This is a genomic window from Pseudoxanthomonas fibrivorans, assembly GCF_041464125.1.
In the GTDB taxonomy this organism is placed as follows: Bacteria; Pseudomonadota; Gammaproteobacteria; order Xanthomonadales; family Xanthomonadaceae; genus Pseudoxanthomonas.
In genome coordinates this window covers 2,902,100-2,926,951 of sequence record NZ_JBGNUG010000001.1, presented here as the reverse complement: position 1 = coordinate 2,926,951, position 24,852 = coordinate 2,902,100, and the positions used below count along the sequence as shown (strand labels likewise).

Below are 24,852 nucleotides of genomic sequence, written 5' to 3'. Positions count from 1 at the left end.
CCGCAAGTCCGTACTTTCGGCCGCCATCGTCACCTGCCTGGGCTTCGCCGTGCAGGTCCAGGCGCAGGACGCCGCTCCGGCCACCGAGCCCACCGCCACCGAACTGGACACCGTCACCGTCGTCGGCATCCGCGGGTCCCTCAAGCAGGCCCTCGACGCCAAGCGCGACGCCGACAACATCGTCGACGTGGTGACCGCCGAGGACGTGGGCAAGTTCCCCGCGACCAACGTGGCCGAGGCGATCACGATCATCCCGGGCGTGACCATCGACAAGGCGTTCGGCCAGGGCGAGAAGGTCTCGATCCTGGGCACCGACCCGGCGCTCAACCGCACCCTGCTCAACGGCCAGACCGTGGCCTCGGCCGACTGGTTCATCACCGACCAGCCCGGCCGCACCTTCAACTACTCGCTGCTCGCGCCGCAGATCGTCGGCCGCGTCGAGGTCTACAAGTCGCCGGAGGCGCATGTCGACGAAGGCTCGATCGGCGGCACCGTCAACATCATCACCCGCAAGCCGCTGGACCTCGACAAGACCACGATCTCGGGCCAGATCGGCTACCTGTACAACGACCGCGTCGAGGACGGCGACCCGCAGGTCTCGCTGCTGATGGGCTGGAAGAACGACGCCGACAACTTCGGTGTGATCGTTGCGGCCCAGCGCGCCGACGAAAGCATCCGTCGCGACGGCATCGAGTCCTACGGCACGGTGACGGCACGCAACTACGCATACGGCACCGACAGCTTCGGTTCGATCTACAACCGCCCGACTGACTGGTCGGTGCCTGCGAACCCGGATGGCAGCCAGCCGACGCTCCCGCCGTCCTGCACCGGCACCTGCGCGACGACCATCCTCAACAACCTCGATGCGGTCGGCCCCAATTCGGTCAGTGCCCACTATTTCGAGCAACAGCGCACCCGCGACACCATCTCGGTGGCGTTGCAGTTCAAGCCGGTCGACCAGCTGGACATCGAGTTCAACGCGCTTGACGTCAAGGCGAACTTCGACAACATCAGCCACTCGATGTTCGCGTTCAACGGCAACGCGTACAACAGCCTGATGCGGCTGACCGACGCGACGATCGAGGGTGGCGTTATCACCAAGGCCTCGTTCGAGAACGCCCTGGTCGTCTACGACCTGATCAACCGTCAGGCTACCGTCGACACCGACTCCTACGACCTGAAGGCGACCTGGAACGATGAACGCTGGTTCGCATCGACCCACCTCGGAACTTCCAAGGCCACCGGCGGCACCGGCCGCCAGGTCTTCGGCGAGTTCCTGAACTGGTCCGACTACAGCTACGACATCAGCGGCAACCGCAGCCTGACGTTCCAGGGCGACAATCCGTTCCTGGATCCGAGCTCCTTCCGGATGGATGGCGGCTACGCCAACCCCTGGCACACCAATCCGCCAGGCCCGGACAACTGGGCGCCCGGCTGGGGCGGCAACATCGTCACCAAGCCCACCCGCGACGAGGAGAAGTACGGTCAGGTCGACTTCGGCATCCGCCTGGATTCGCCCGTCTACCAGGTCCGCTTCGGCGCCAAGCGCCGTGAGCACGAAACCGGCCAGTCGATGGCAGGCGTCTCCCTCGCGGCGATCCAGGGCTACGGCGATGCGACCGCCGACCAGTTCGATCCCCGCCCGCTGCCGGGCAACTACCTGAGCGGCTTCAGCGGAACCGGCGACCTGTCCGAACGCTTCACCATCGACGGCTGGAAGCTCGCGGACTACATTCTCAGCGGGGACTGGCTGGCGCCGTGGCAGACGATGCCCGTGCCCAGCACGTTCAATGATCCTTCGTTCGCTGCCAACACCTGGACCGTGACCGAGGACATCAACGCCTTCTACGTGCAGGGTGACTTCAGCTGGGAGCGCGTCCGCGGCAACTTCGGCGTGCGCTACGTCCAGACCGAGTCCAACAGCATGGGCTGGGCGTGCGGCGTGCCGACCGCCGGCCAGGCTTGCCCGGCGACCGCCTACGTGCCGACCAGCGTGAAGAAGGATTACGACAACATCCTGCCGAACGTGAACGTCGCCTTCGACGCGACCGACGACGTCGTGCTCCGCTTCTCCGCGGCCCAGGTGATGTCGCGCCCGAACTACGGCGACATGTCCAGCTACCTGTGGCTGGGCGACCAGACCCTGACCGGCGGCGGCGGCAATCCCGAGCTGGATCCGTACCGTTCGACCAACTGGGACTTCTCGGCCGAGTGGTATTTCAGCGAGAATTCGATCCTGGCCGGCACCCTGTTCTACAAGGACGTCTCCGACTACATCCTGGTCACCACCCAGGACGAGACCCACTTCAACCAGAGTCGAGGCCGCGACACGGTTTACAGCGTCTCGCGCCCGAACAACGCCGGCGACGCCAGCATCCAGGGCTTCTCGGCCGCGTTCCAGCAATCCTTCGACAACGGCCTGGGCGTGCTTGCCAACTACACCTACGCCGATGCGGAAGGCGACAACGGCGAGCCGCTGCCCTACAACTCGAAGAACCAGGTCAACGTCAGCCCGTTCTTCGAGAACGACGACTGGAGCGCCCGCATCACCTACTCCTGGCGTTCCAAGTACTACACCCAGGTCGACCGCGGCAACTTCCTGGTCACCGACGACTACGACTCGCTGGACGCCAACCTCACCTACAAGGTCAACGATTTCCTGAGCGTGAGCCTGGACGGCATGAACCTGCTGGACTCCAACTACTACACGTACGCGGAAGTCGACGGGATCGCCAACACCGAGAAGCTGGTCCGTGGCGACTACCGCACCGGTCGCCGCTACATGGCGACCCTGCGCGTGCAGTTCTGATTAGGGCAACATGACGGCAGCGCAGGTTGTCCGTTGCGGGGCGGGCCTGGAGGAATCCGGGCCCGTTCCGTTTCTTGACGAGCATGTCCGCAACGCACCACCGCACCAGGGAGTGACGATGAACCGACCCCGCTTTTCCCGTCCCGCGCGCCTGCTGTGCGCAGCCGGCGTGGCCGCCGTGCTGGCCGCCTGCACCGGCCATCAGGCCGCCGACACCGACTCGCAGGTGCCGCCCGCGACGCAGGCCACGGCCGTCCCGGGCCTTTCCCTGATTCCTCTGCCGGCCAGTGTCGTGCCGGCGGAAGGCCATTTCGTGCTGACGGCCGCCACGCCGCTGCTCGCCGAAGGCGACGATGCCCGCACCGTCGCCGGCCAGTTCGCCGGCCTGCTGGCCAAGGGCTTCGCCGTGGAACCCGCGCTTGCCGGCGGCGCGGACGCGAAGGGCGCGATCCGCTTCGCGATTGATCCGGCGCGCGCGGCGGCCGGCCCCGAAGCCTACCTGCTGGAGGTGACGCCGGAAGGCGTGACCGTGAGCGCCGGCAGCAGCGCCGGCCTGTTCTATGGCGCGATGACCCTGCTGCAGCTGGCCAGCGCCGATGACGCGGGAGCGATCACCGTGCCCGCCCTGCGGATCGAGGACGCGCCGCGCTTCGGCTGGCGCGGATTCATGATGGATCCGTCGCGCCATTTCTGGACCGTCGAGCAGGTCAAGCAGGTCATCGATGCGATGGCCCTGCACAAGCTCAACACCCTGCACTGGCACCTGACCGACGACCAGGGCTGGCGCGTGGAGATCAAGCAGTACCCGAAGCTGACCGAGGTCGGCGGCTGCCGGATCCCGGCCGGCGACGGCGGCATCGAGCCGTCCACCGGCCAGCCGCGCCAGTACTGCGGTTTCTATACCCAGGACCAGGTCCGCGACATCGTCGCCTACGCCGCCGCCCGGCACATCACCATCGTTCCCGAGATCAACCAGCCCGGCCATGCGACCGCGGCGATCGCCGCCTACCCGGAACTCGGCACGACCGACCAGAAGCTGGTGCCGTCCAGCGAGTGGGGCGTGTTCCCCAACCTGTTCAATACCGAAGAGAGCACGTACCAGTTCCTGGAGAACGTGATCGGCGAACTGATCCCGCTATTCCCGGGCACCTACTTCCACGTCGGTGGCGACGAGGCGGTCAAGGACCAGTGGGAAGCCTCGCCGCGCGTCCAGGAACGCATGCGCGAAGTCGGCGCCAGGACCGAGATGGAGATGCAGAGCCACCTGGTCGCGCGGCTGGAGAAGTACCTGGCCGCGCACGGCAAGCGCCTGATCGGCTGGGACGAGATCCTGGAAGGGCCGATGCCCGCCGAGGCGACGGTGATGTCGTGGCGCGGCATCGAGGGCGGGCTGAAGGCCGCGCGCGAAGGTCATGACGTGGTGATGTCGCCGTCCGGCGACCTGTACCTCGATTACCTGCAGACGCATTCGCCGGACGAGCCGCCGGGTCGCCCGGCGACGATCCCGATGAAGCAGGTCTACGAGTTCGAGCCGGTGCCCAAGGACCTGGAAGAAAGCCAGCGCAAGCACATCCTCGGCCTGCAGGCGAACATGTGGACCGAGCACACCCGCACCTTCGAACGGCTGCAGCACAACGTGTTTCCGCGCCTGGCCGCGGTCGCCGAGACCGGCTGGACGCCGCAGGAGAAGAAGGACTACGCCGGCTTCCTGCGCCGCCTGCCCGCGCAGCTGGAACGGTACCGGCGCTGGGGCGTGGGCTATGCGCAGACCCCGTTCCAGGTCGACGCCACCGCCGATGACGACCGCAAGGCCGGGACCGCGGCGGTCACGCTGGTCAACCCGCTCGACTACGAGGTGCGCTACACCACCGACGGCAGCGAGCCGACCGCCACGTCGACGCTGTACACCGCGCCGGTGGACGTGACCCTGCCGGCGCAGCTGCGCGCATCGGCCTTCGCCGGCGGCAAGCCGCTGGCCGCGCCGCGGACCTTCGCCTACGACGCCGCATCGATGCTGACGCGCACCGACGAACAGCTGGCGACCTGTCCCGACGCCGGTCGCCTGCTGCTGCGGCTCGAGGACGACGGTCCGGCCGACGGCGCGCGTGCGATCTTCAACACCACGATCTTCTACCCGTGCTGGCAGTGGAACGGCGCGGACCTGGACGGAGTGGCCTCGGTGAAGGTGCGCGCCGGCAAGATCCCGTACTACTTCCAGCTGGCCCACGACGAGCCGGCACGCCGCTTCGAACCGGCGCGCTCGGCCCACGGCGAACTCGACATCCACGCCGACGGCTGCGGTGGCGAGCGGATCGCCAGCGTGCCGCTGCCGGCCCGGCCCGGTACCGACGGCTTCGTCGAACTCGTCGCCGAGCTGCCCGCGGACATCGCCGGCAGGCATGACCTGTGCCTGCGCTTCACCGGCGACACCCGGCCGACGATGTGGGTGCTCGACCGGGCGACGCTGCAGCTGCGCTGAGCGGGAAACGCGGCGCGCATGGCGGCATCTCCGCCATGCGCGTCGCCGCTCTAGCGGAACCGCTCCAGCAGTGCGTCGCGCCCCGGGGTCAGCGTCGTCAACAGGCCCAGGACCACCCCGGCCGCGTTGGCCACGGCATCGGCGGGATCCGCCATGCGCGTGGTGGTGAGCGCACCCTGCGCGACTTCGAGGCCGATCCCGAGCCCGACCAGGCCCGCGCCGGCGAGCCACAGGGGCATGCCATGGCGGAACACCTGCACCGCCGCCGCGGCGAGCACGGCATAGGCCAGCAGGTGTTCGACCTTGTCGCCATGGCGCGGCAGCTCGACCGCAGGCGGCGGCGTGAGGCTGAGCACGACCACCACCATGACCGCGAGCCACCAGAGGCCCAGCCACAACCACGGCCGGCGGAACGGCTTCAGCGCGCTGGTCACAGGCGCCAGCTCAGGTCACCCAGCAGGAACGCCGCACCCAGGTCGATGTCGCGGGTGAAGGCCATCGCCTGGAAGCGCTCGCCCATCTGCGCCGGCAGGGTCAGGCGCTTGAGTTCCTGGCGCAGCCGCATCGCACCGGCCTCGTCGGTGCGCTCCTCGGCGTCGGCCAGCAGGCGGTCGATGCCGTTGCCGAGCAGGAAGCTGGCCTGGCTGCAGTAGCCGGCCAGGTCGAAGCCCGCGCCGGTGCCCGCTTCGGCCAGCGCGGTGAAATCGACCGAGGCGGTGAGGTCCTGCAGGCCCGGCCAGCGCAGCACGTCCTCGTGCATGTGCTGGCGATAGAACGCGCGCAACGTGCCATCGCTGCGCTGCGGCAGGTAGTACTCGCGGCGGGGGTAGCCGTAGTCGAGGAACAGCATCGCGCCAGAACGCAGGCCCCCGGCGACCGCCTGCACCCAGTACGGCAGCTGCGGCAGCAGCTCCGAGCGGTAGCCGTCGGCGAACGGCGCGCCGACCCCGTTCTCGACGTGGCGCACCGCGGCGGCCAGCAACGCGTCGGCCGGACGGTCGGTGCGGACGAAGCGGCCTTCGCCGTCCAGCGCCACGTGCTCCTCGAACACCTCGCCGTCGCGCAGGGTGAACCGGGGTGTCGGCAGCGCGTCGATCACCTCGTTGGCGAACAGCACGCCATCCCAGTCGTCCTCGAACGGCCGGTCAAGCCACTCGACCAGGTCGAAGACCGGTGGCGTGAGGGTGCGCGCCAGGTGCTCGCGCTGGCGCTCGCGCAGGTCGGCGCTCGGTTCCAGGATCGCGTAGCGGTCCGGCAGCGCATCCAGTTGCAGCAGCCGCTTGAGCGCCACCTCGGCGAACGCGCCGCTGCCGCCGCCCAGTTCGAGCACCCGCGCGTGCGGACCCAGCGCCTGCAGCGCGACCGCCAGCACGCCCGACACCGTCGCCGCGAACAGGCGGCCCTGCTCCGGTGCGGTGACGAAATCGCCGGCGCCGCCGAACTTGGCGCTGCCGGCGCTGTAGTAGCCCAGGCCCGGCGCGTACAGGCACAGCTCCATGAAGCGCGAGAAAGGGACCGCGCCGCCCGCCGCGGCAATCTCCGCCCGCAGGTGGGACGCCAGCCGGTCGCTGTGCTGCAGGGCCAGGGGATCGGGGAGCGGCAGGTCGGCGTGCATCGGGCGCATCAGGCGGGGACAATGGCCAGCATAGCCGAGCGAGATCGCGCATGACTCCCGACCATTCCGTCGTCCTGGTCACCGGCGCCGCGCGCCGCATCGGCGCGGCCATCGCCCGCCGCCTGCATGCCGCCGGCTATGCGCTCGCGCTGCACCACCTGCATTCGCAGGGCGAGGTGGCGACGCTTGCCGGGGAACTGGACGCGATCCGGCCTGGCAGCGTGCACGTGCTGCAGGCCGACCTGCGCGAATTCGACCGGCTGCCGGAACTGGTGGCCGCCACCGTCGGCCGCTTCGGCCGGCTCGATGCGCTGGTCAACAACGCATCCAACTTCTATCCCACCCCGCTCGGCTCCACCACGCCGCGGCAATGGGACGACCTGTTCGCGGTGAACGCGCGCGCCCCGTTCTTCCTGGCGCAGGCCGCCGCGCCGCACCTGCGTGCCGCGCGCGGCGCGATCGTCAACCTCGCCGACCTGTACGCCGGCCGGCCATTGGCCACCCACGCCCCCTACTCGGCCGCGAAGGCGGCGCTGGTCTCGCTGACGCGGGCGCTGGCGCTGGAACTGGCGCCGCAGGTGCGGGTCAACGCGGTCGCGCCGGGCGCGATCCTGTGGCCCGAACAGGGCCCGTCGCCCGGGGCGCAGCAGGCGATCCTCGACGCGACCGCGCTGGGCCGCGCCGGCGCGCCGGAGGACGTGGCGGCCGCGGTGGCGTGGCTGCTGTCGGCCGACGCCGGCTACGTCACCGGCCAGGTCGTGCACGTCGACGGCGGCCGCGAACGGTAGTCCGGCGCCCCGCGCGCACGCGCAGGCGTCGCCACGGACTACAGGGCGACGACCTCGAAGCGTTCGCCGTGCTGCGCGTGCGCCCGCCAGAGGTCGGCCAGGGAAGCGCCCGAGAGGGGATCGAGGAACGCCGGCGCGATGTCGGCCAGCGGCTTGAGCACGAAGGCGTGCTTCAGCTCCGGCCGCGGCACCCGCACCCGCGCGCCATCGCGCACGACGGCATCGCCGTAGAACACGACGTCCACGTCCAGGGTGCGGTCGGACATGCGCGGCCCGCTGCGATCGCGGCCATGGCGGTCCTCGAGTCCATGCAGCCAGTCCTCCAGCGCCGGCAACGGCAGCGTCGTGCGCACCGCCGCGGCGGCATTGACGAATGGCGCGCCGTCGAAGCCCACGGCCGCGGTGCGGTAGGCCGGCGACACCACGACCTCGCCGAACATCGCGCGCAGTTCGGCGATCGCCGCCTGCAGGTGGCGTTCGGGGTCGATGTTGCTGCCCAGGCTGAGCAGCACCTCGACGGACCGCGGCGAGGCGGCTGGATCGGCGCAGGCGGTCACGGTCGGCGCGCGGCTACTGCTGTGCCGACTGGTCGCCGGGGTCGCGGCGCGCGGGCCCGCGCCGGGGCGGAAGCGGTGGCAGCGCCAGGCCCTCGACCGAGGTCGGCAACGCCGGCTCCCACGGGAACCGCGGCAAGGTGCGCACCGCGTTCTCCAGCTTGCGCGACCAGTTCTCGTGGATGTCGGCGTACAGCGGCGTGTCGCCTTCCAGGCGCATCTGCTGGCTGACCCGCAGGTCGCCGGCGCGGACCAGCGCCAGGTCGATCGGCAGGCCCACCGACAGGTTCGAGCGGATCGTCGAGTCTAGCGACACCAGCGCGCAGCGCGCGGCATCCTCCAGCGCGGTCTCCGGCCGCACGATCCGGTCCAGGATCGGCTTGCCGTACTTGGATTCGCCGATCTGCAGGTACGGGGTCTCGGGCGAAGCGGCGATGCAGTTGCCCAGTGGATAGACCATGTACAGGCCGGGCCGTTCGCCGGCGACCTGCCCGCCCAGGATCAGCGTGGCCTGGGTGCTCACGCCGCTGTACTGGTCGCTGTCGAGCGCCTGGACCTGGCTGGCGACCAGCACCTCGCCCACGTACTCGGCCACTTCGAAGAGGTGCTTGAACGTGCGCAGGCTGCGCGTGGCGGCCGGATCCCCGGCGTCGCGCCGCAGTCGCGAGATCGCCAGCTGGGTCGTGGCCAGGTTGCCCGAGCTCATCACCACGAACACGCGCTCGCCCGGATAGTCGAACACGTGCAGCTTGCGGTGCACGCGCACGTCGTCGAGCGAGGCGTTGGTGCGGGTGTCAGCGGCGAAGACCAGGCCTTCGTCCACTTCGATGCCGACGCAGTAGGTCATGTCCGGGTCGCGGGGGCGGTGCGGGTGGATTCTACACGCAGCGCACGGGGGCACGTTCGCGCGGCGTGATGGATGCGGAGGGCATTCAGCCCATGAAATAGGCCTCGGCGATGGCGTCGTGCAGCTGCCCCAGGTAGACCTGCGCCTCGTCCATGAAGCCGGCCGGATCGCCCTCGGCCAGCAGCACCGGGTCGGCCTGGCGCACCAGGCCGCCGGCGCGGGTCAGCGCCCGCTCGACCGCGGGGCGTGGCGGCATCGCCGGCAGGATCCTCTGCACCCGGGTCAGGCAGAACTGCACGCTGCGCGGGAACTCCGGATTGTGCAGCAGGAAGCGCAGCGCATGCGTCCCCGATACCCGCTGGCGCGCATGCCGCCGGTACATCTGGTAGGCCGCAAGCGCGCGCAGCACGGCCATCCACTGCATGTTGCGGTAGGCCTCGCGGTCGTCGTCGTTGCGCGGGGTCACCAGGCCCGAGGCGCCGGCGTCGATGATCCGCGTGGTCATGTCGGCCTGTTCGATCGCGGTGCCCAGTCGCAGGAAATGGAAGCCGATGTCGCGGCTGACGTTGGCCGCCAGCAGCCCCGACACCTTCAGGCAGCCATCGGTGATCCGGGCGATGAACTCCAGCCGGTAGCGCCGGGCCAGCACCCGCTCGCCCTCCGCGTCGATGTACAGGTGCAGGTCGTTGACCGCCTCCCAAACCTCCTGCGGCATCGCGTCCCGGATGCTGCGCAGGATCTCGCGCGCGCACGCCACCGAGGTGCGCAGCGACGAGGGATTGCGCGCGTCCAGCAGCAGGAAATCGAGCACGTCGCCGTCGCCCGGATCCGGGTGCGCCCCGAGGAACAGCGCCTCGGCGCCGACGGTGGCGATCATCGGGCGCCAGGTGAAGCGCACCGACCGCGGCAGGTCCAGCTGCAGCAGGCTGCCGACGCCGACCAGGCGCGCGGTGTTCTCGGCGCGGCGCAGGTAGCGGCTGAACCAGTAGAGCTGGTCGGCGACGCGCGCGAGCATCAGGCATCCTCCTCGAGGTCGACCACCCAGGTGTCCTTGGCCCCGCCGCCCTGCGAGGAATTCACCACCAGCGAACCCTCGGTCATCGCCACCCGGGTCAGGCCGCCGGTGGTCACGCAGATGTCCTCGCGCGAGAGCACGAACGGACGCAGGTCGATGTGCCGCGCGGAGGGGCCTTCGGGGGTGGCGATCGGCGCGGTGGACAGCGCCAGGGTCGGCTGCGCCATGTAGTTGCGCGGGTCGGCCTGGATCAGCGCGCGGAACTGCTCGCGTTCGGCGCGGCTGGCGCGGGGGCCGATCAGCATGCCGTAGCCGCCGGATTCGTTGGCCGGCTTCACCACCAGGGTGTCGAGGTGTTCGAGCACGTACTGCCGGTCGTCGGGGTCGTGGCAGAGGTAGCTCGGCACGTTCGGCAGGATCGGCTCCTCGTCGAGGTAGTAGCGGATCATCTTCGGCACGTAGGCGAACACGACCTTGTCGTCGGCCACGCCCGCGCCCGGCGCGTTGGCCAGCGCGACCTTGGCGGCGCGCCAGCTGCGGACCAGACCGGGCACGCCGAGCATCGAGTCGGGCCGGAACACCTCCGGGTCCAGGAACAGGTCGTCGACACGGCGGTAGACCACGTCCACCCGCTGCGGGCCGTACACGGTGCGCATGTAGGTGCAGTCGTCGTCGGCCACGAACAGGTCGTCGCCCTCGACCAGCTCGATGCCCATCGCCTGGGCCAGGTAGGCGTGCTCGAAGTAGGCGCTGTTGAACACCCCGGGCGTGAGCAGGGCGATCGTCGGGATGTCGCCGGGCCGCGGCGACAGCGCGGCCAGGGTGTCGTAGAGCTGAGCCGGGTAGTCGTCCACCGGCAGGATCGCGCTGGTCTCGAACAGCTCCGGGAACACGCGCTTGGCGACCATCCGGTTCTCGAGCATGTACGACACGCCCGACGGGATGCGCAGGTTGTCCTCCAGCGCGTACAGCGTGCCGTCGCCGGCGCGGACCAGGTCCGAGCCGCAGATGTGCGCCCACACGTCCAGCGGCGGGCGCACGCCCACGCACTGGGCCCGGAAGTTGGCCGACTGCTGCAGCAGTTCGGCCGGGAACACGCGGTCGCGCACGATCCGCTGCGCGCCGTAGATGTCGCCGATGAACAGGTTGAGCGCACGCATGCGCTGTTTGAGGCCGGCCTCGGTGCGGGCCCACTCGCGACGGTCGAGGATGCGCGGGATCAGGTCGAACGGCAGCGTGCGGTCGACGTTGCGGCCGTCGCTGTAGACGGTGAAGGTGATGCCCATGACCCGCGCGGCGACGTCGGCGGCGAGCTGGCGCTCGGCCAGTTCGCGCCCGGACAGGCCCGACAGGTACTCCACCAGCGCGCGCGCCGCCGGGCGCGGCGTGCCGTCGGCGTCGATCAGTTCGTCATACGACGGGGTCCGGTACTTCGCCCAGTCCATAGCACGCCGCCCTGCGGTCACCGGCGTCCCCACGCCGGTTTGTGCATTGCAACATGCCCCGCCGGGGGGCCGCCGTCAAGCAGGCTTCAGTGGTCTTCCTGCACCGCCCGCTCGATCACCACGCCCACCGCCTGCGCGCCGCGCACCGCGCCGGGCTTGCTCAGCTTCAGCCTCAGCCACGGCACGCCGAACTCCTCGATCACCAGCGCGGCGCAGCGCTCGGCCAGCGTTTCGACCAGGCCGAAGTCGGACTGGCCGACGAATTCGACCAGGCGCTTGCTCACCGCCTTGTAATCCAGGGTGTCGGCGATGGCGTCGGTGGCCGCGGGCCTGCGGTTGTCGAAGCCCATTTCCAGGTCGAAGCGCAGGGTCTGGCGGATGCGCCGTTCCCAGTCGTAGATGCCGATCAGCGCCTCGATCTCGAGGCCTTCGATGAATACCTTGTCCATGCGCGCATGGTAGCGCGCCACGCATGCACGTCCGGCGAAGGCGCCGCGCGGCGCCTCACGCTTCCCGCGGCGTCGCCGCCACCGCCGGCAGGGCCGCCATGTCCCAGCGCGCGGCGACCTTCACCTGTGCATCGTCGTGCTGGCCCGCCTGCAGCCGCAGCGCGCCGGCGAACGCGATCATCGCGCCGTTGTCGGTGCACAGCGACGGCCGCGGGAAACACGCGCGACCGCCGCGCTGCGCGCACATCGCCTGCAGCTTCGCGCGCAGGCGCTTGTTGGCGCCCACGCCGCCGGCCACCACCAGGGTATCGCTGCCGGCCGCATCCAGCGCCCGTTCGCACTTGATCGCCAGGGTATCGACCACCGCGTCCTCGAAACCGCGGGCGATGTCGGCGCGGGTCTGCGGCGACCGGTCGCACTGCTGCCAGGCCAGCAGCACCTGGGTCTTCAGGCCGCTGAAGCTGAAGTCCAGTCCCGGCCGGTCGGTCATCGGCCGGGCGAAGCGGAACGCGCCCGGCGTGCCCTGCTCGGCCAGCGCGGCCAGCTGCGGACCACCCGGATAGGGCAGGCCCATCAGCTTGGCGGTCTTGTCGAAGGCCTCGCCGGCGGCGTCGTCGAGGGTCTCGCCGAGCAGGCGGTAGCGTCCGATCGCGTCGACCGCCACCAGCTGGGTGTGGCCGCCGGAAACCAGCAGCGCCACGAAGGGCGGCTCGGGCGGGTCGTCCTCGATCAGCGGGGCCAGCAGGTGGCCTTCCATGTGGTGCACGCCCACCGCCGGCACGTCCAGCGCCCAGGCCAGCGCCCGGGCGGTGCCGGCGCCGACCAGCAGGGCACCGACCAGGCCGGGGCCGGCGGTATAGGCCACGCCGTCGATGTCGGCGGTGCCCAGGCCCGCCTCGGCCAGGGTCTGGCGGACCAGCGGCAGCAACTTGCGCACGTGGTCGCGGCTGGCCAGCTCGGGCACCACCCCGCCGTACTCGGCGTGCAGGGCGATCTGGCTGTAGACCGCATGGGCGCGCAGCCCCGCGGCACCGGGGAGGGCCGTGTCGTACACGGCCACGCCGGTTTCGTCGCAGGAGGTTTCGATGCCGAGGACGCGCATGGGTCTGCCGGATGGGGGTCGGGGATGGAGCCGGTCCCGGACCCGGCTTGCGGCCGGCCCCGGACCACGGCTATCATACGCGGCTCACCGGGCCCGGCCCGGTAATTTGTGTCCCGGAGATTCCATGCCCAGCGTCAAAGTCCGCGAGAACGAGCCCTTCGAGTTTGCGCTGCGTCGCTTCAAGCGCACCTGCGAGAAGGCCGGCGTCCTGGCCGAAACCCGCAAGCGCGAGTTCTACGAGAAGCCGACCCAGGAGCGCAAGCGCAAGGCCGCCGCCGCGGTGAAGCGCCAGATGCGCCGCATGTCGCGCGACGTCACCAAGCGCCAGCGCCTGTACTGACGTACCACGGTCCGGCCGCCCCGCGGCGCCGGCCCGTATCGACGACGAGGCAACCTGAAAGCCGGCACGCGATGCGTGACCGGCTTTTTGTGTTTCCAGCGAAACCACGCCGCCTGGCGCCCCTGCGCCGCGCCGCCCTACGACAGGATGTAGCCATGAGCCTCAAGCAGCGACTGACCGACGACATGAAGGCCGCCATGAAGGGCGGCGACAAGGACAGCCTCGGCGTGATCCGCCTGATCAACGCCGCGATCAAGCAGAAGGAAGTCGACGAGCGGGTCGAGCTCGACGACGCCGCGGTGCTCGCCGTGCTCGACAAGATGGTCAAGCAGCGCAAGGACTCGGTGACCCAGTACGAGGCCGCCAGCCGCGAGGACCTGGCCGCGGTCGAGCGCGCCGAGATCGTGGTGATCGAACGCTACCTGCCGGCCAAGCTGGACGAGGCTTCGATCCTCGCCGCGATCGACGCGGCCATCGCGCAGACCGGTGCCGCCGGCCCGGCCGACATGGGCAAGCTGATGGGCGTGCTCAAGCCGCAGCTGGCGGGCCAGGCCGACATGGGCCAGGTGTCGGCGCTGGTGAAGGCCCGCCTCGCCGGCTGATCCGGGAGCGCCGCGGTCGGCCGCCGCCCGCTGACCGGGTCGTCACACCCGCGCTGCTGCAATGCGGCCCCATCCCGTGGAGGCCGCCCATGGCCACGGTCCGCTCCACAGGCCGCACCCGCCTTCCGATCGTCCTGCTGGCGCCCTGCCTGGCGCTGGCGGGCTGCATCAGCAGCCACCACCCGCCGGTCAACGAATCCGGCCGGCCCGCGTCCATCGCCGCGCCCGCCGCGTATCCGCCGGGCACAGGCCCCGGACCGGTGCTGCCGGCGCCGCAGACCTCGCTGCTGCCCGTGGTCGAGATCGCCCCCGCGGTGGGCTGGACCGAGGGCGCCCACCCCGCGCCTGCGGCGGGCTTCGCGGTCACCGCGTTCGCCCGCGGACTGGACCACCCGCGCACGGTGCTGGTGCTGCCCAACGGCGACGTCCTGGTCGCCGAGACCAACAAACCCACCTCGCCCAGGCCTCCTGAAGGCCTGCGGCCGAAGGCGATGGCCGCGGTCCAGGAACGCGCCGGCGCCGGCGTGCCCAGCGCCGACCGCATCACCCTGCTGCGCGATGCCGACGGCGATGGCGTGGCCGAGCAGCGCCATGTGTTCCTGGCCGGCCTGCATTCGCCGTTCGGCATGGCGCTGGTCGGCGGGACGCTCTACATCGCCAACGCCGATGCGCTGGTCGCGGTGCCCTACCGCAGCGGAACGACCACGGCCACCGGCACGCCGCGCCAGGTCGCCGCGCTGCCGGCCGGACGCAACCACCACTGGACCAAGTCGCTGGTCGCCAGCGCGGACGGCCGCCGCCTGTTCGTCGGTGTCGGTTCCAACAGCAACATCGCCGAGCACGGCATGCAGGAGGAGGTGGACCGTGCCGCCGTGCTCGAGGTCGACCCGGCCACCGGGTCGGTACGGCCGTTCGCCACCGGCCTGCGCAACCCGACGGCGCTGGCGATCCATCCGCACGACGGGCGGCTGTGGGCGGTGGTGAACGAGCGCGACGAACTCGGCGACGACCTGGTGCCCGACTACCTCACCTCGGTGGCCGAAGGCGCGTTCTACGGCTGGCCCTACAGCTACTGGGGCCGGCACGTGGACGCGCGGGTGCAGCCGCAGGATGCCGCCCTGGTGGCGCGTGCGATCGCGCCCGATTACGGGCTCGGATCGCACGTGGCGCCGCTCGGGCTGGCCTTCCATCCGGGCACCGGCATGCCGGCGCGCCATCGCCATGGCGCCTTCATCGGGTTGCACGGCTCCTGGAACCGGCAGCCGAAGGTCGGCTATCGCGTGGTGTTCGTGCCTTTCGCGGGTGGACGGCCGTCCGGGCCGCCGGAACCCGTGCTGGACGGCTTCGTCGATTCGCAGGGGGATGCCCGGGGGCGGCCGGTGGGCGTGGCGGTGGATGCCCGCGGGGGCGTGCTCGTCGCCGACGACGTCGGCAACGCGGTGTGGCGGGTGACGGCCCGCGCCCCGCACTGAAGCGCGGGCGGCGCGCGACAATGCCGGCTCCGCCCCGGAGCCCGCCATGTCCATCTCCGCTTCGCCGATCCTGCTGCGTCCGGCTGTGGCCGGCGACGTCCCGCTGGTCCTGGACCTGGTCCGGGAACTGGCCATCTACGAGCGCCTGGCCGACGAAGCGGTGGCCACGGCCGCGGACATGCATGCGGCCCTGTTCGGACCGCGGCCGGCCGCCGAAGTGGTGATCGCCGAATGCGACGGCACGCCCGCCGGCTTCGCCCTGTTCTTCGTCTCGTTCTCGACCTTCCTCGGCAAGCCCGGGCTGTACCTGGAAGACCTGTTCGTCCGCCCTGAGCATCGCGGCCGTGGGGTCGGGCTGCGCCTGATGGGCCACCTGGCCCGGCTCGCGACGGAGCGCGGCTACGGCCGCTTCGAATGGTCGGTGCTGGACTGGAATACGCCGGCGATAGAGTTCTACCGCCGGCTCGGCGCGCGGCCGATGGATGGCTGGACGGTGCAGCGCCTGAGCGGCGAAGCGTTGTCCGCGCTCGCCCGAAGCCAGGGGTGACGGCGCGCTCACGCATCCGCCACGCCCGTCGCGCCACGCTGTCGGCGAGCGAATTCCCGTCCACGCGATGAAGCCGATCTCCCCCGCCAAGCTGCGCCGCCACCTGGACCGGCTGCAGCAGAGCCTGCCGGCGGCGCTGCTGCGGCGCTTCGTCGAGGCCGACCTGATGACCCAGGCCGCCTCGCTGTCCTTCTACACCCTGCTCTCGCTGGCGCCGCTGCTGGTGCTGCTGCTGTGGCTGACCGCGTCGCTGTATCCACCGGCGCAGCAGTCGCTGGTCGCCCAGATCGGCGGCCTGGCCGGCCCCAACGCCGCCGCGGTGGCCGAGACGGTGATCCGCAACGCCGACGAACGCCCCGACACCGGCTCGCTCGCCGGCTGGTGGAGCTTGGCGCTGCTGTTCCTCGGCTCCACCGTGGTGTTCGCGCAGCTGCAGGGCTCGCTCAACCTGATCTTCCGCACCGCCGGCGAACGCCTCGGCGGGCTGCGCGCATGGTTGCGCAAGCGCGTGTTTTCGCTCGGCGTGGTCCTGGCCCTGGGCTTCCTGCTGATCGTTTCGATGATCGCCACCACCGCCCTGCAGGTGGTGTTCGCGCGGCTGCCTTCGCTGCTGCCGGCGATCGGCTACGGCACCACCCTGCTGCTCTACGCGCTGGCCTTCGCCTTCCTCTACCACTACCTGCCGGACCGGCGCGTGGCCTGGCGGCAGGCGTTCATGGGCGGGGCGATCACCGCGGTGCTGTTCGCCCTGGGCCGCTACCTCATCGGCCTGTACCTGGCCCAGGCCGCGCCCGGCAGCGCCTACGGCTCGATGGGCGCGCTGGTCCTGCTGCTGCTGTGGATGTACTACGCGGCCGTGGTGTTCTTCGCCGGGGCCCTGATCACCGCCGTGATCGACGAGCGCATGCACTCGCGGCAGCGGCTGCGCGAGGCCGGCATCCGCGCTCCGGCCCATCCGGGCCCGGCCGGCGCGGGCGACGCGGCCGGGGGACACGCACCACCGCGATAGGGCACCTGCGACGGAGGCCGCGTGGCATCCTATTGCGATGGCCCGCCTGTCCGACGCGTTCATCGACGACCTGCTCGCGCGTTCCGACATCGTCGAGATCGTCGGCTCGCGCGTGCCGCTCAAGCGCAAGGGCCGCGAGTACAGCGCGCCGTGCCCGTTCCACGACGAGCGCACGCCCTCGTTCTACGTGTCCCCGACCAAGCAGTTCTACCACTGCTTCGGCTGCGGCGCGCACGGCACCGCGATCAGCTTCCTGATGAACTACGACCGCCTCGAATTCCTCGACGCGGTCGAGGAGCTGGCGCGCCGCGCCGGCATCGAGGTCCCCAAGGAAACCCGCCAGAACAACCAGGACAGCGACCTGCGCGACCAGTACGCGGCGCTGGAGGCGGCGGCCAGGCTGTTCCAGCGCCAGCTGGCCGACAGCGCGCGTGCACGCGACTACCTGGACAGCCGCGGCGTCGACCCGGACAACCGGGCCCGCTTCGGCATCGGCTACGCGGCCGACGGCTATTCCACCCTCAAGGACGCGCTGGGCACGGACGAACGCCGGCTCAAGCTGCTCGACCGCACCGGCATGCTGTCCAAGAACGACCGCGGCCATGTCTACGACAAGTTCCGCGACCGGGTGATGTTCCCGATCCACGACCGGCGCGGGCGGGTGATCGCCTTCGGCGGCCGCGTGCTGTCCGCGCCTGCTGACGGCCGGGACGCCGGCCCCAAGTACCTGAACTCGCCCGAGACCGCGCTGTTCCACAAGGGCCGCGAGCTGTACGGCCTGTGGCAGGCGCGCCAGGCCAACCAGAAGCTGGAACGGCTGATCGTGGTCGAGGGTTACATGGACGTGGTCGCGCTGTTCCAGCACGGCATCACCCAGGCGGTGGCCACGCTCGGCACCGCCACCACCGCCGACCACGCCGAGCTGCTGTTCCGCAACGCGCCGGACGTGTACTTCTGCTTCGACGGCGACGCCGCCGGCCGTCGCGCCGCCTGGCGTGCGGTGGAATCGGTGCTGCCGCGGATGAAGGACGGGCGCCAGGCGTTCTTCCTGTTCCTGCCCGACGGCGAGGATCCGGACACCATCGTGCGCAAGGAGGGCGCGCAGGGATTCGACGCGCGCCTGGCCCAGGCCACCCCGCTGTCGCAGTTCTTCTTCGACGAGATCGGCCGCGACATCAACCGCGGCACCCTCGACGGCCGCGCGCGGCTGGCCGAACGCGCGCGGCCGCTGCTGGCGCAGCTGCCCGACGGCGCGTTCGCCGACCTGATGCGGCAGGAACTGCAGCGCCAGACCGGCGTGGACGCGGCGCGTCCGGCCGAAGTCGCGGCGCGCCCGCCCAGCCGCAATGCCGCGCCCCAGCAGAAACGCAGCCTGGTGCGCAGCGCGATCGCGCTGCTGCTGCAGCAGCCGTCGCTGGGACTGCAGCTCGAGCAGCCGTACCGCTTCGCGGAGCTGCGACTTCCCGGCATGCCGTTGCTGGTGGAGATCCTGGAGATCGTGCGGCAGCGTCCGGAGATCAGTACCGGCGCGCTGCTCGAACACTTCGCCGCGCATGAGCAGGGCGACGCCCTGCGCAAGCTGGCCACGCAGGTGCTGCCGGGCGAGGAAGCCAGCTGGGCGCACGAGTTGCACGATGCGGTCGCGCAGCTCGAACGGCAGACCCTGCAGCAGCGCATCGACGAACTGCAGCAGAAGCAGCGTGCGCAGGGACTGGACGATACCGACAAGTACGAACTGCGGATGCTGCTGCAGGCACTGGCCGGCCGCGCCTGAGCCGGCTTACCCTGCGGTCCGGTCCGTCCGGAAGCCGTCCATGCGCCAGCCCCTGCTCGTGCTCCTGCTCACCGCGCTGCTGCCGCTGCACGTGGACGCCGCGCCGGCGGCCAAGGTCGACCGCCAGGTCGCCGGCAACCGCACCACCGAGAACGTGCCCGAGGTCCCGGCCGACCTGCTCGAGCGGCTGGACCGCTACCAGAACACGCGCGGCGCCAGCCTCGCCGGCTGGACCCGGAACGGCTGCATGCTGGTGGGCACGCGCTTCGCCGAGACCGCGCAGGCGCACCGGGTCTGCGCGCCGCTGGGGATGCGCGAGCAGCTGACGTTCTATCCGGAGCCGGTCACCGGCCTGGTGCCGGCGCCGGAAGCCGGGCCCGACGGCTTCGTCTTCGCCAAGGACCGCGGCGGCGACGAATTCTCGCAGCTGTACTGGTTCGACGATGCCGAGCGCACCACCACCCTGCTCACCGATGGCAGGCGCAGCCAGAACGGCGGCGCGGTGCTCAGCCGCGACGGCGGCCTGCTGGCCTGGTCGAGCACCGCGCGCAACGGCACCGACCGCGACGTGTGGCTCCGCGACACCCGCACCGGCCAGGCCCGCACCGTGCTGGCCGAAGGCGGCAGCTGGAGCGCGAGCGACTTCTCGCCCGACGGCACCCGGCTGCTGGTCAGCCGCTACGTGTCGGCCAACGAGACCTATCCGGGCGAGCTGGAGCTGGCCAGCGGCAAGCTCACCCTGTTCCCGGTCGACGGCGGCAAGGCCGCGCTGGGGCAGTTCCGCTATGCCCCGGACGGCCGGGGCGTGTTCTACGTGTCGGACGAAGACGTCGACGGCCGGCCGCAGCAGTTCCGCACGCTGCGCTGGCACGGCCCGGGCATGGGCGCGCCGAAGCTGCTCAGCGCGCACGTCCCGTGGGACGTGGACGAGGTGCGCATCGCCGGCGACGGACGCCACCTGGCCTACAGCACCAACGAGGACGGCATCTCGCGCCTGCACGTGCTGCGCCTGCCGGGCCTGCAGCCGGTGGAGCTGCCGGCGTTGCGCGAACTGCCCGTGGGCGTGATCGGCAACTTCGAGTTCTCGCCCGACGGCAGGCGCCTGGCGCTGGACCTCAACAGCGCCACCTCGCCCAGCGACGTGTACGTGCTCGACCTGTCCGGCAAGGCGCTGCAGCGCTGGACGCGCAGCGAAGTGGGCGGCCTGGATGCCTCGTCCTTCGTCGCGCCGACGCTGGTCCGCTATCCGACGTTCGACCAGGTCGACGGCAAGCCGCGCACGATCCCGGCGTTCTTCTACCGCCCGTCCAAGCCCGCCGCATCGGGCAGGTATCCGGTGCTGGTCAACATCCACGGCGGACCGGAAGGCCAGTCGCAGCCGGTATTCAACCCGGCCATCCAGTTCATGCTCGCCGACCTCGGCGTGGCGGTGCTGGTGCCGAACGTGCGCGGCTCCTCCGGTTACGGCAAGGACTACCTGCAGGCCGACAACGGCGCCCGGCGCGAGGATTCGGTCAAGGACATCGGCGCGCTGCTCGACTGGATCGCGGCCCAGCCGGAACTGGACGCCTCGCGCGTCGGCGTCTACGGCGGCAGCTACGGCGGCTACATGGTGCTGGCCTCGCTGATGCACTACAGCGACCGCATCCGCGCCGGCATCGACGTGGTCGGCATCTCGCACTTCCGCACCTTCCTCGAGAACACCGAGAGCTATCGCCGCGACCTGCGACGCGCCGAGTACGGCGACGAGCGCGACCCGGCGATGGCCGCGTTCTTCGAGAAGATCGCCCCGCTCAACCACGCCGACCGGATCCGCGCGCCGCTGTTCGTCGCCCAGGGCCGCAACGACCCGCGCGTGCCGTGGACCGAGGCCGAACAGATCGTCAAGGCCGTGCGCGGCAACGGCCAGCCGGTCTGGTACCTGGAATTCGCCGACGAGGGCCACGGCTTCCGCAAGAAGGCCAACAGCGACTACTTCGGCGCCGCCTCGATGCTGTTCTGGCAGCAGCACCTGCTTGCCGCGCCGGCGACCTTCGCCGAGCCGCGCGCGGGGCTGCACAGCGGCGGCCAGCCCGGCGCGCAGGACCTGGCGCGGCTGCATGCGCAGGGGGTGCGCACGGTCATCGACCTGCGGGGGCCGGGCGAGGACCGCGGCTTCGACGAGGCGGCCGAGGCCAGGCGGCTGGGCATGGCCTACGTGGCGCTGCCGGTGGCCGGCAAGGACGCGGTCACCCCGGCCAACGCCCGCGCGCTGGCCGCGTTGCTGCGTGAACACGGCGACGGGGTGCTGGTGCACTGCGCCTCGGGCAACCGGGCCGGCGCCCTGCTCGCCCTGGCCGAAGCGCAGGCGGGGGCTTCGCGCGAGCAGGCGCTGGCCTTCGGCCGCCAGGCGGGGCTGCGCTCGCTGGAGCCGGTCGTGGTCCAGCACCTGGACGCGGACGCCGGTCGCTGAGGACCGCCCCGCGCGCCCGGGCGGTTCACCGGCCGCATGCTAGGATCGCGCATCGAAGGGGAGTAGCCCCCCGCGCTCGCATCGTCATTACGGACCCCGGTCCCGGTGCAGCGGCAGGCCCTGCGGCCTGTGGGCAAGACCTTCGCCGTTCCGCGGCGAAGGTGTGTCCGGCCCCCACCGGTCTCCGATGCAGGTTCGCCGCGGCCCTGGAACCACCGGAGCCCCCACATGCATTGCCCCGCCTGCAGGACCGTGACCCTGGCCATGACCGAACGCCAGGGCATCGAAATCGACTACTGCCCCGAATGCCGCGGCGTCTGGCTCGACCGCGGCGAACTGGACCGCCTGATCGAACGCGCCGGCGCCGAGACCGCCGCCGCCGCGCCGCCCGCCTACCGCCCGGCCGAACGCCACGCGCCGCCGCGCCACGGCCACCACGACGCCCACGGCTACGGACACAAGCCGCGCAAGCCCAAGTCGCTGCTCGGCGAGCTGTTCGACTTCTAGCCCGCCGCCCCGCCCCCGCGCCGCCACGCCGCCTGAACCGGCGGGGCGGCATCCTGTGCCCGCACCCCTACGACCGAACCCTCCATGGAATCCCTGTTCACTCCCGAAATCCTGATCGCCCTGGCGACCCTGACCGCGCTCGAACTGGTCCTGGGCATCGACAACATCATCTTCATCTCGATCCTCGCCGGGCGCCTGCCGCCGGAGCAGCGCAGCCGCGCGCGCCACCTGGGCATCGCCGGCGCCGCGATCACCCGCCTGGTGCTGCTGTTCACCATCGTCTGGATCACGCGCCTGACCTACCCGGTGTTCGAGCTGTTCGGCCAGCCGTTCTCCTGGCGCGACCTGATCCTGATCGGCGGCGGCCTGTTCCTGATCGCCAAGGCGACGCTGGAGATCCACCACAAGGTCGAGGGCGCCGGGCAGGGTGGCCTGGCCCGCGCGGCCACCTCCTTCGCCGGCGTGATCGCGCAGATCATGGTGCTGGACATCGTGTTCTCGCTGGACTCGATCATCACCGCGGTGGGCATGGTCGACGAGCGCTGGGTGATGGTCACCGCGATCGTCATCTCGATCGCCTTCATGCTCGCCTTCGCCGGCCCGATCGGCGTGTTCGTCGAGAAGCACCCGACGGTCAAGGTGCTGGCGCTGGCCTTCCTGATCATGATCGGCCTGGTGCTGATCGCCGACGGCTTCGGCCTGCACATCCCCAAGGGCTACGTCTACACCGCGATGGCGTTCTCGGTGTTCGTCGAGGCGATCAACATGTGGATCCGCAGCCGCGAGAAGAAGGCGGTCGAGGCAGCCAGGGCGGGCAACGGCTGACGCCCGATGCAGGGCGCCCGGCGGGCGCCCTGCGATGCACGGTCCCCGTCCGGCGCCGCGCTGGCCGGGGACCCCCGGACCGGGCGGCACGGCGGCGCGTCGCCTCGCCGCCGCCGCGGTCAGCCGCGCAGCAGCAGCGGCAGCCAGTGGTCGACCAGCAGGAAGGCGAACAGCGCCATCAGGTAGATGATCGAGTAATTGAACACGCGCATGGCGAAGAACTCGTCCGGCGGATCCAGCAGGCGCCAGGCGTACCAGAGGAACACGCTGCCCAGCACCAGCGCGCCGCCCAGGTAGAAGAACCCGCTCATGCCGAACAGCACCGGCAGGATGCTCACCTGCAGCAGCAGCACGGTGTAGAACAGGATCTGCCAGCGGGTGTAGGTCACGCCGTGGGTGACCGGCAGCATCGGGATCAGCGCGCGCGCATAGTCCTCGCGGCGGAAGATCGCCAGCGCCCAGAAGTGCGGCGGCGTCCACACGAAGATGATCAGCACCAGCAGCAGCGCGTGCTGCCAGTCCCACGCGCCGTCCATGTTGGTCACCGCGGCCCAGCCCAGCAGCGGCGGCGCGGCCCCGGCGACGCCGCCGATCACGATGTTCTGCGGCGTGGCCCGCTTGAGCCAGCCGGTGTAGACCACCGCGTAGCCGATCAGCGAGGCGAAGGTCAGCAGCGCGGTGACCGCGTTCACCAGCAACACGAGCAGCGCCATCGAGGCCACGCCGAGCGCGACCGCGAACGCCAGCACCTGCATCGGCCTCAACGCGCCGGTGGCCAGCGGCCGGTGCGCGGTGCGCACCATCACCTTGTCGATCCGCTGGTCGATCAGGTGGTTGATGGCCGCCGCCGACGAGGCCGCCAGCCAGATGCCGAGCAGGCCGAACACGCTTTCCTTCAGCGGCGGCAGGCCCGGCACCGCCAGGAACATGCCGACCAGCGCGGTGAACACCAGCAGCGCGACCACGCGCGGCTTGGTCAGCTCCAGGTACTGGCGCCAGGGGGGAATCGCGCTCATGCGACGGACCCGAGTTCCTTCGTGCCGGGTTCCTTCAACCGTGCCAGCAGCGTCACCAGCACGAACAGCAGCGCCAGCGCGCCGGCGTTGTGCAGCACCGCCACCGGCAGCGGCAGGGCCAGCTTGACGTTGAGCACGCCGAGCGCGACCTGGGCCACGACCAGCAGCCCGAGCAGGAAGCCCCAGCCACGCATGCCCGGGTTGCGCCACAGGCGCAGCGCCAGCCACAGCAGGTATACGAACACGACAACGGCCATCAGCCGGTGCGCCAGCTGGATCGCGATGCGGGAGGCGCCGTCGAGCACGCCGCCCTCGTAGTCCACGCCGATCCCGCGCCAGAGCACGAAGCCTTCGCGGAAGTCGGCCCGCGGCCACCACTGGCCGACGCATTTCGGGAAGTCGAGGTAGTGGTGCTCGGCGGTGGTCCAGCCACCGCCGCCGCAGGCCAGCGCGGCGTAGTTCGCGCTGGTCCAGCCGCCCAGCGCGATCTGTATGCCCAGCACGGCCAGCCCCACCACCACCCAGCGCCGCAGCGTTCGCGCGTCGGCCAGCCGGATCGGCAGGTCGGTGGCGCGCCAGGCCATCCACAGCAGCAGCGAGAACGTCGCCAGTCCGCCGAGGAGGTGGCCCATCACCACGACGGGTTTCAGCAGCAGGGTCACCGTCCACTTGCCCAGCAGCGCCTGGAACACGATCACCGCCAGGGTCAGCACCGCCGCCCGGGCCAGGTCGATGTTGGACCAGCGCAGCGCGGCCAGCAGCAGGATCGCCTCGCCGGCGCCGGCCAGGGCGAAGGCCAGGCCGATCTGCCCGGCCATGTACGCCGGGATCGCGGCGGCCACCAGCAGCGAGGCGACGAGGATCTGGGCGATGCCCAGCCGCCGCCGGCGCGCGGCCAGGATCGCCAGCAGCAGCACCAGCACGCCCAGGGTCGCGGCCAGGTGGCGGTGCACCTGCTCGCGCCAGGCCTTGTGCGTCTCGAATGGACGGATCTCGCTGGCCGCGTGCGCGGCGGCGTCCTGTGCGGCCGACGGCCAGGTGGCGCGGCCGTAGCAGGTCGGCCAGTCCGGGCAGCTCAGCCCGGCGTCGGACAGGCGCACGAACGCACCGAACACGACCACGCAGGCGGTCAGCAGCACCGCCAGCCAGGCAAGGCGGTGGAAATGGCGGACCAGCGCGGGTCGGGCGATCGCGTTCATCGGTGC

22 protein-coding genes are annotated in these 24,852 nt (G+C 71.1%); 12 read left to right on the top strand and 10 right to left on the bottom strand.

Annotated elements, in window-relative coordinates:
* Positions 1-2,809: TonB-dependent receptor (locus ACA089_RS13465; RefSeq protein ID WP_372017568.1), on the top strand; the 2,809-nt coding region annotated here is incomplete at its 5' end.
* Between the two features lie 118 nt (positions 2,810-2,927).
* Positions 2,928-5,288 (top strand): family 20 glycosylhydrolase, encoded by a 2,361-nt coding sequence (locus ACA089_RS13460; RefSeq protein WP_372017566.1) that lies wholly within the window; start codon positions 2,928-2,930, stop codon positions 5,286-5,288.
* 50 nt (positions 5,289-5,338) lie between these two features.
* Here the strand turns inward: ACA089_RS13460 and ACA089_RS13455 are convergent, their stop codons facing one another.
* Positions 5,339-5,722 carry a VanZ family protein gene (locus ACA089_RS13455; protein WP_372017564.1) on the bottom strand — a complete coding sequence of 128 codons (384 nt, stop codon included), beginning with the start codon at positions 5,720-5,722 and terminating at the stop codon, positions 5,339-5,341.
* On the bottom strand, positions 5,719-6,903 hold the full coding sequence (locus tag ACA089_RS13450) for a class I SAM-dependent methyltransferase (RefSeq protein ID WP_372017562.1): 1,185 nt from the start codon (positions 6,901-6,903) through the stop codon (positions 5,719-5,721). The genes ACA089_RS13455 and ACA089_RS13450 overlap by 4 nt, the downstream gene beginning before the upstream one ends.
* 50 nt (positions 6,904-6,953) lie before the next feature.
* Between ACA089_RS13450 and ACA089_RS13445 the strand changes: the two genes are divergently transcribed.
* Positions 6,954-7,691, top strand: coding sequence for a pteridine reductase (locus ACA089_RS13445; RefSeq protein WP_372017560.1), 738 nt, complete (start codon positions 6,954-6,956; stop codon positions 7,689-7,691).
* 38 nt (positions 7,692-7,729) lie between these two features.
* On the opposite strand, the gene folK is transcribed toward ACA089_RS13445, so the two are convergent.
* The 6 genes from folK to tsaD all read right to left on the bottom strand — a co-directional run bounded on the left by folK (position 7,730) and on the right by tsaD (position 13,103).
* Complete coding sequence (gene folK / locus ACA089_RS13440; RefSeq protein WP_372017794.1) at positions 7,730-8,203, bottom strand: 2-amino-4-hydroxy-6-hydroxymethyldihydropteridine diphosphokinase; 474 nt, start codon at positions 8,201-8,203, stop codon at positions 7,730-7,732.
* A gap of 58 nt (positions 8,204-8,261) precedes the next feature.
* Positions 8,262-9,092, bottom strand: a complete 831-nt coding sequence (locus ACA089_RS13435; RefSeq protein ID WP_372017558.1) for a 20S proteasome subunit A/B — start codon at positions 9,090-9,092, stop codon at positions 8,262-8,264.
* Between the two features lie 85 nt (positions 9,093-9,177).
* Positions 9,178-10,107 carry an alpha-E domain-containing protein gene (locus ACA089_RS13430; protein WP_372017556.1) on the bottom strand — a complete coding sequence of 310 codons (930 nt, stop codon included), beginning with the start codon at positions 10,105-10,107 and terminating at the stop codon, positions 9,178-9,180.
* Positions 10,107-11,552 (bottom strand): circularly permuted type 2 ATP-grasp protein, encoded by a 1,446-nt coding sequence (locus ACA089_RS13425; RefSeq protein ID WP_372017554.1) that lies wholly within the window; start codon positions 11,550-11,552, stop codon positions 10,107-10,109. Before ACA089_RS13425 ends, ACA089_RS13430 begins: the two co-directional genes overlap by 1 nt.
* Before the next feature lie 86 nt (positions 11,553-11,638).
* Positions 11,639-12,001 (bottom strand): dihydroneopterin aldolase, encoded by a 363-nt coding sequence (gene folB, locus ACA089_RS13420; protein WP_372017552.1) that lies wholly within the window; start codon positions 11,999-12,001, stop codon positions 11,639-11,641.
* Positions 12,002-12,056: 55 nt separating this feature from the next.
* Positions 12,057-13,103 (bottom strand): tRNA (adenosine(37)-N6)-threonylcarbamoyltransferase complex transferase subunit TsaD, encoded by a 1,047-nt coding sequence (tsaD, locus tag ACA089_RS13415; protein WP_372017551.1) that lies wholly within the window; start codon positions 13,101-13,103, stop codon positions 12,057-12,059.
* A gap of 124 nt (positions 13,104-13,227) precedes the next feature.
* Between tsaD and rpsU the strand changes: the two genes are divergently transcribed.
* From rpsU to ACA089_RS13370, 9 genes are all read left to right on the top strand, one after another.
* Positions 13,228-13,443, top strand: a complete 216-nt coding sequence (gene rpsU / locus ACA089_RS13410; RefSeq protein WP_024869901.1) for a 30S ribosomal protein S21 — start codon at positions 13,228-13,230, stop codon at positions 13,441-13,443.
* 155 nt (positions 13,444-13,598) lie between these two features.
* Positions 13,599-14,045: a GatB/YqeY domain-containing protein gene (locus ACA089_RS13405; RefSeq protein ID WP_372017549.1), complete on the top strand. Its 447-nt coding sequence runs from the start codon at positions 13,599-13,601 to the stop codon at positions 14,043-14,045.
* An 89-nt stretch (positions 14,046-14,134) separates the two neighbouring features.
* Positions 14,135-15,517, top strand: a complete 1,383-nt coding sequence (locus tag ACA089_RS13400; protein ID WP_372017547.1) for a PQQ-dependent sugar dehydrogenase — start codon at positions 14,135-14,137, stop codon at positions 15,515-15,517.
* 46 nt (positions 15,518-15,563) lie between these two features.
* Entirely contained in the window at positions 15,564-16,064 is a 501-nt protein-coding gene (locus ACA089_RS13395) for a GNAT family N-acetyltransferase (RefSeq protein WP_372017545.1), read from the top strand.
* Positions 16,065-16,131: 67 nt separating this feature from the next.
* Positions 16,132-17,073, top strand: a complete 942-nt coding sequence (locus ACA089_RS13390; RefSeq protein WP_372017543.1) for a YihY/virulence factor BrkB family protein — start codon at positions 16,132-16,134, stop codon at positions 17,071-17,073.
* A 37-nt stretch (positions 17,074-17,110) separates the two neighbouring features.
* Positions 17,111-18,847 (top strand): DNA primase, encoded by a 1,737-nt coding sequence (gene dnaG, locus ACA089_RS13385; RefSeq protein ID WP_372017541.1) that lies wholly within the window; start codon positions 17,111-17,113, stop codon positions 18,845-18,847.
* 40 nt (positions 18,848-18,887) lie between these two features.
* A complete protein-coding gene (locus ACA089_RS13380) occupies positions 18,888-21,299 on the top strand; it encodes a prolyl oligopeptidase family serine peptidase (protein ID WP_372017539.1) in 2,412 nt (803 codons plus the stop codon).
* A 228-nt stretch (positions 21,300-21,527) separates the two neighbouring features.
* Positions 21,528-21,806: a TFIIB-type zinc ribbon-containing protein gene (locus ACA089_RS13375; RefSeq protein WP_372017537.1), complete on the top strand. Its 279-nt coding sequence runs from the start codon at positions 21,528-21,530 to the stop codon at positions 21,804-21,806.
* Between the two features lie 84 nt (positions 21,807-21,890).
* The gene (locus ACA089_RS13370; RefSeq protein ID WP_372017535.1) at positions 21,891-22,631 is read left to right on the top strand and encodes a TerC family protein; all 741 of its coding nucleotides are present in this window, start codon (positions 21,891-21,893) and stop codon (positions 22,629-22,631) included.
* A gap of 119 nt (positions 22,632-22,750) precedes the next feature.
* Here ACA089_RS13370 and cyoE read toward each other — a convergent pair whose 3' ends face one another.
* Positions 22,751-23,647, bottom strand: a complete 897-nt coding sequence (gene cyoE, locus ACA089_RS13365; RefSeq protein ID WP_372017534.1) for a heme o synthase — start codon at positions 23,645-23,647, stop codon at positions 22,751-22,753.
* Positions 23,644-24,846, bottom strand: a complete 1,203-nt coding sequence (locus ACA089_RS13360; protein WP_372017532.1) for a COX15/CtaA family protein — start codon at positions 24,844-24,846, stop codon at positions 23,644-23,646. The genes cyoE and ACA089_RS13360 overlap by 4 nt, the downstream gene beginning before the upstream one ends.
* Positions 24,847-24,852 lie beyond the last annotated feature (6 nt).

Bases quoted from the DNA above. Each gene is read 5' to 3' on its own strand.
- ACA089_RS13460 (WP_372017566.1), top strand. From the start codon at position 2,928: ATGAACCGACCCCGCTTTTCCCGTCCCGCGCGCCTGCTGTGCGCAGCC.
- ACA089_RS13450 (WP_372017562.1), bottom strand. From the start codon at position 6,903: ATGCACGCCGACCTGCCGCTCCCCGATCCCCTGGCCCTGCAGCACAGC.
- ACA089_RS13445 (WP_372017560.1), top strand. From the start codon at position 6,954: ATGACTCCCGACCATTCCGTCGTCCTGGTCACCGGCGCCGCGCGCCGC.
- ACA089_RS13435 (WP_372017558.1), bottom strand. From the start codon at position 9,092: ATGACCTACTGCGTCGGCATCGAAGTGGACGAAGGCCTGGTCTTCGCC.
- ACA089_RS13430 (WP_372017556.1), bottom strand. From the start codon at position 10,107: ATGCTCGCGCGCGTCGCCGACCAGCTCTACTGGTTCAGCCGCTACCTG.
- ACA089_RS13425 (WP_372017554.1), bottom strand. From the start codon at position 11,552: ATGGACTGGGCGAAGTACCGGACCCCGTCGTATGACGAACTGATCGAC.
- folB (WP_372017552.1), bottom strand. From the start codon at position 12,001: ATGGACAAGGTATTCATCGAAGGCCTCGAGATCGAGGCGCTGATCGGC.
- tsaD (WP_372017551.1), bottom strand. From the start codon at position 13,103: ATGCGCGTCCTCGGCATCGAAACCTCCTGCGACGAAACCGGCGTGGCC.
- rpsU (WP_024869901.1), top strand. From the start codon at position 13,228: ATGCCCAGCGTCAAAGTCCGCGAGAACGAGCCCTTCGAGTTTGCGCTG.
- ACA089_RS13405 (WP_372017549.1), top strand. From the start codon at position 13,599: ATGAGCCTCAAGCAGCGACTGACCGACGACATGAAGGCCGCCATGAAG.
- ACA089_RS13400 (WP_372017547.1), top strand. From the start codon at position 14,135: ATGGCCACGGTCCGCTCCACAGGCCGCACCCGCCTTCCGATCGTCCTG.
- ACA089_RS13395 (WP_372017545.1), top strand. From the start codon at position 15,564: ATGTCCATCTCCGCTTCGCCGATCCTGCTGCGTCCGGCTGTGGCCGGC.
- ACA089_RS13390 (WP_372017543.1), top strand. From the start codon at position 16,132: ATGAAGCCGATCTCCCCCGCCAAGCTGCGCCGCCACCTGGACCGGCTG.
- dnaG (WP_372017541.1), top strand. From the start codon at position 17,111: ATGGCCCGCCTGTCCGACGCGTTCATCGACGACCTGCTCGCGCGTTCC.
- ACA089_RS13380 (WP_372017539.1), top strand. From the start codon at position 18,888: ATGCGCCAGCCCCTGCTCGTGCTCCTGCTCACCGCGCTGCTGCCGCTG.
- ACA089_RS13375 (WP_372017537.1), top strand. From the start codon at position 21,528: ATGCATTGCCCCGCCTGCAGGACCGTGACCCTGGCCATGACCGAACGC.
- ACA089_RS13370 (WP_372017535.1), top strand. From the start codon at position 21,891: ATGGAATCCCTGTTCACTCCCGAAATCCTGATCGCCCTGGCGACCCTG.
- cyoE (WP_372017534.1), bottom strand. From the start codon at position 23,647: ATGAGCGCGATTCCCCCCTGGCGCCAGTACCTGGAGCTGACCAAGCCG.
- ACA089_RS13360 (WP_372017532.1), bottom strand. From the start codon at position 24,846: ATGAACGCGATCGCCCGACCCGCGCTGGTCCGCCATTTCCACCGCCTT.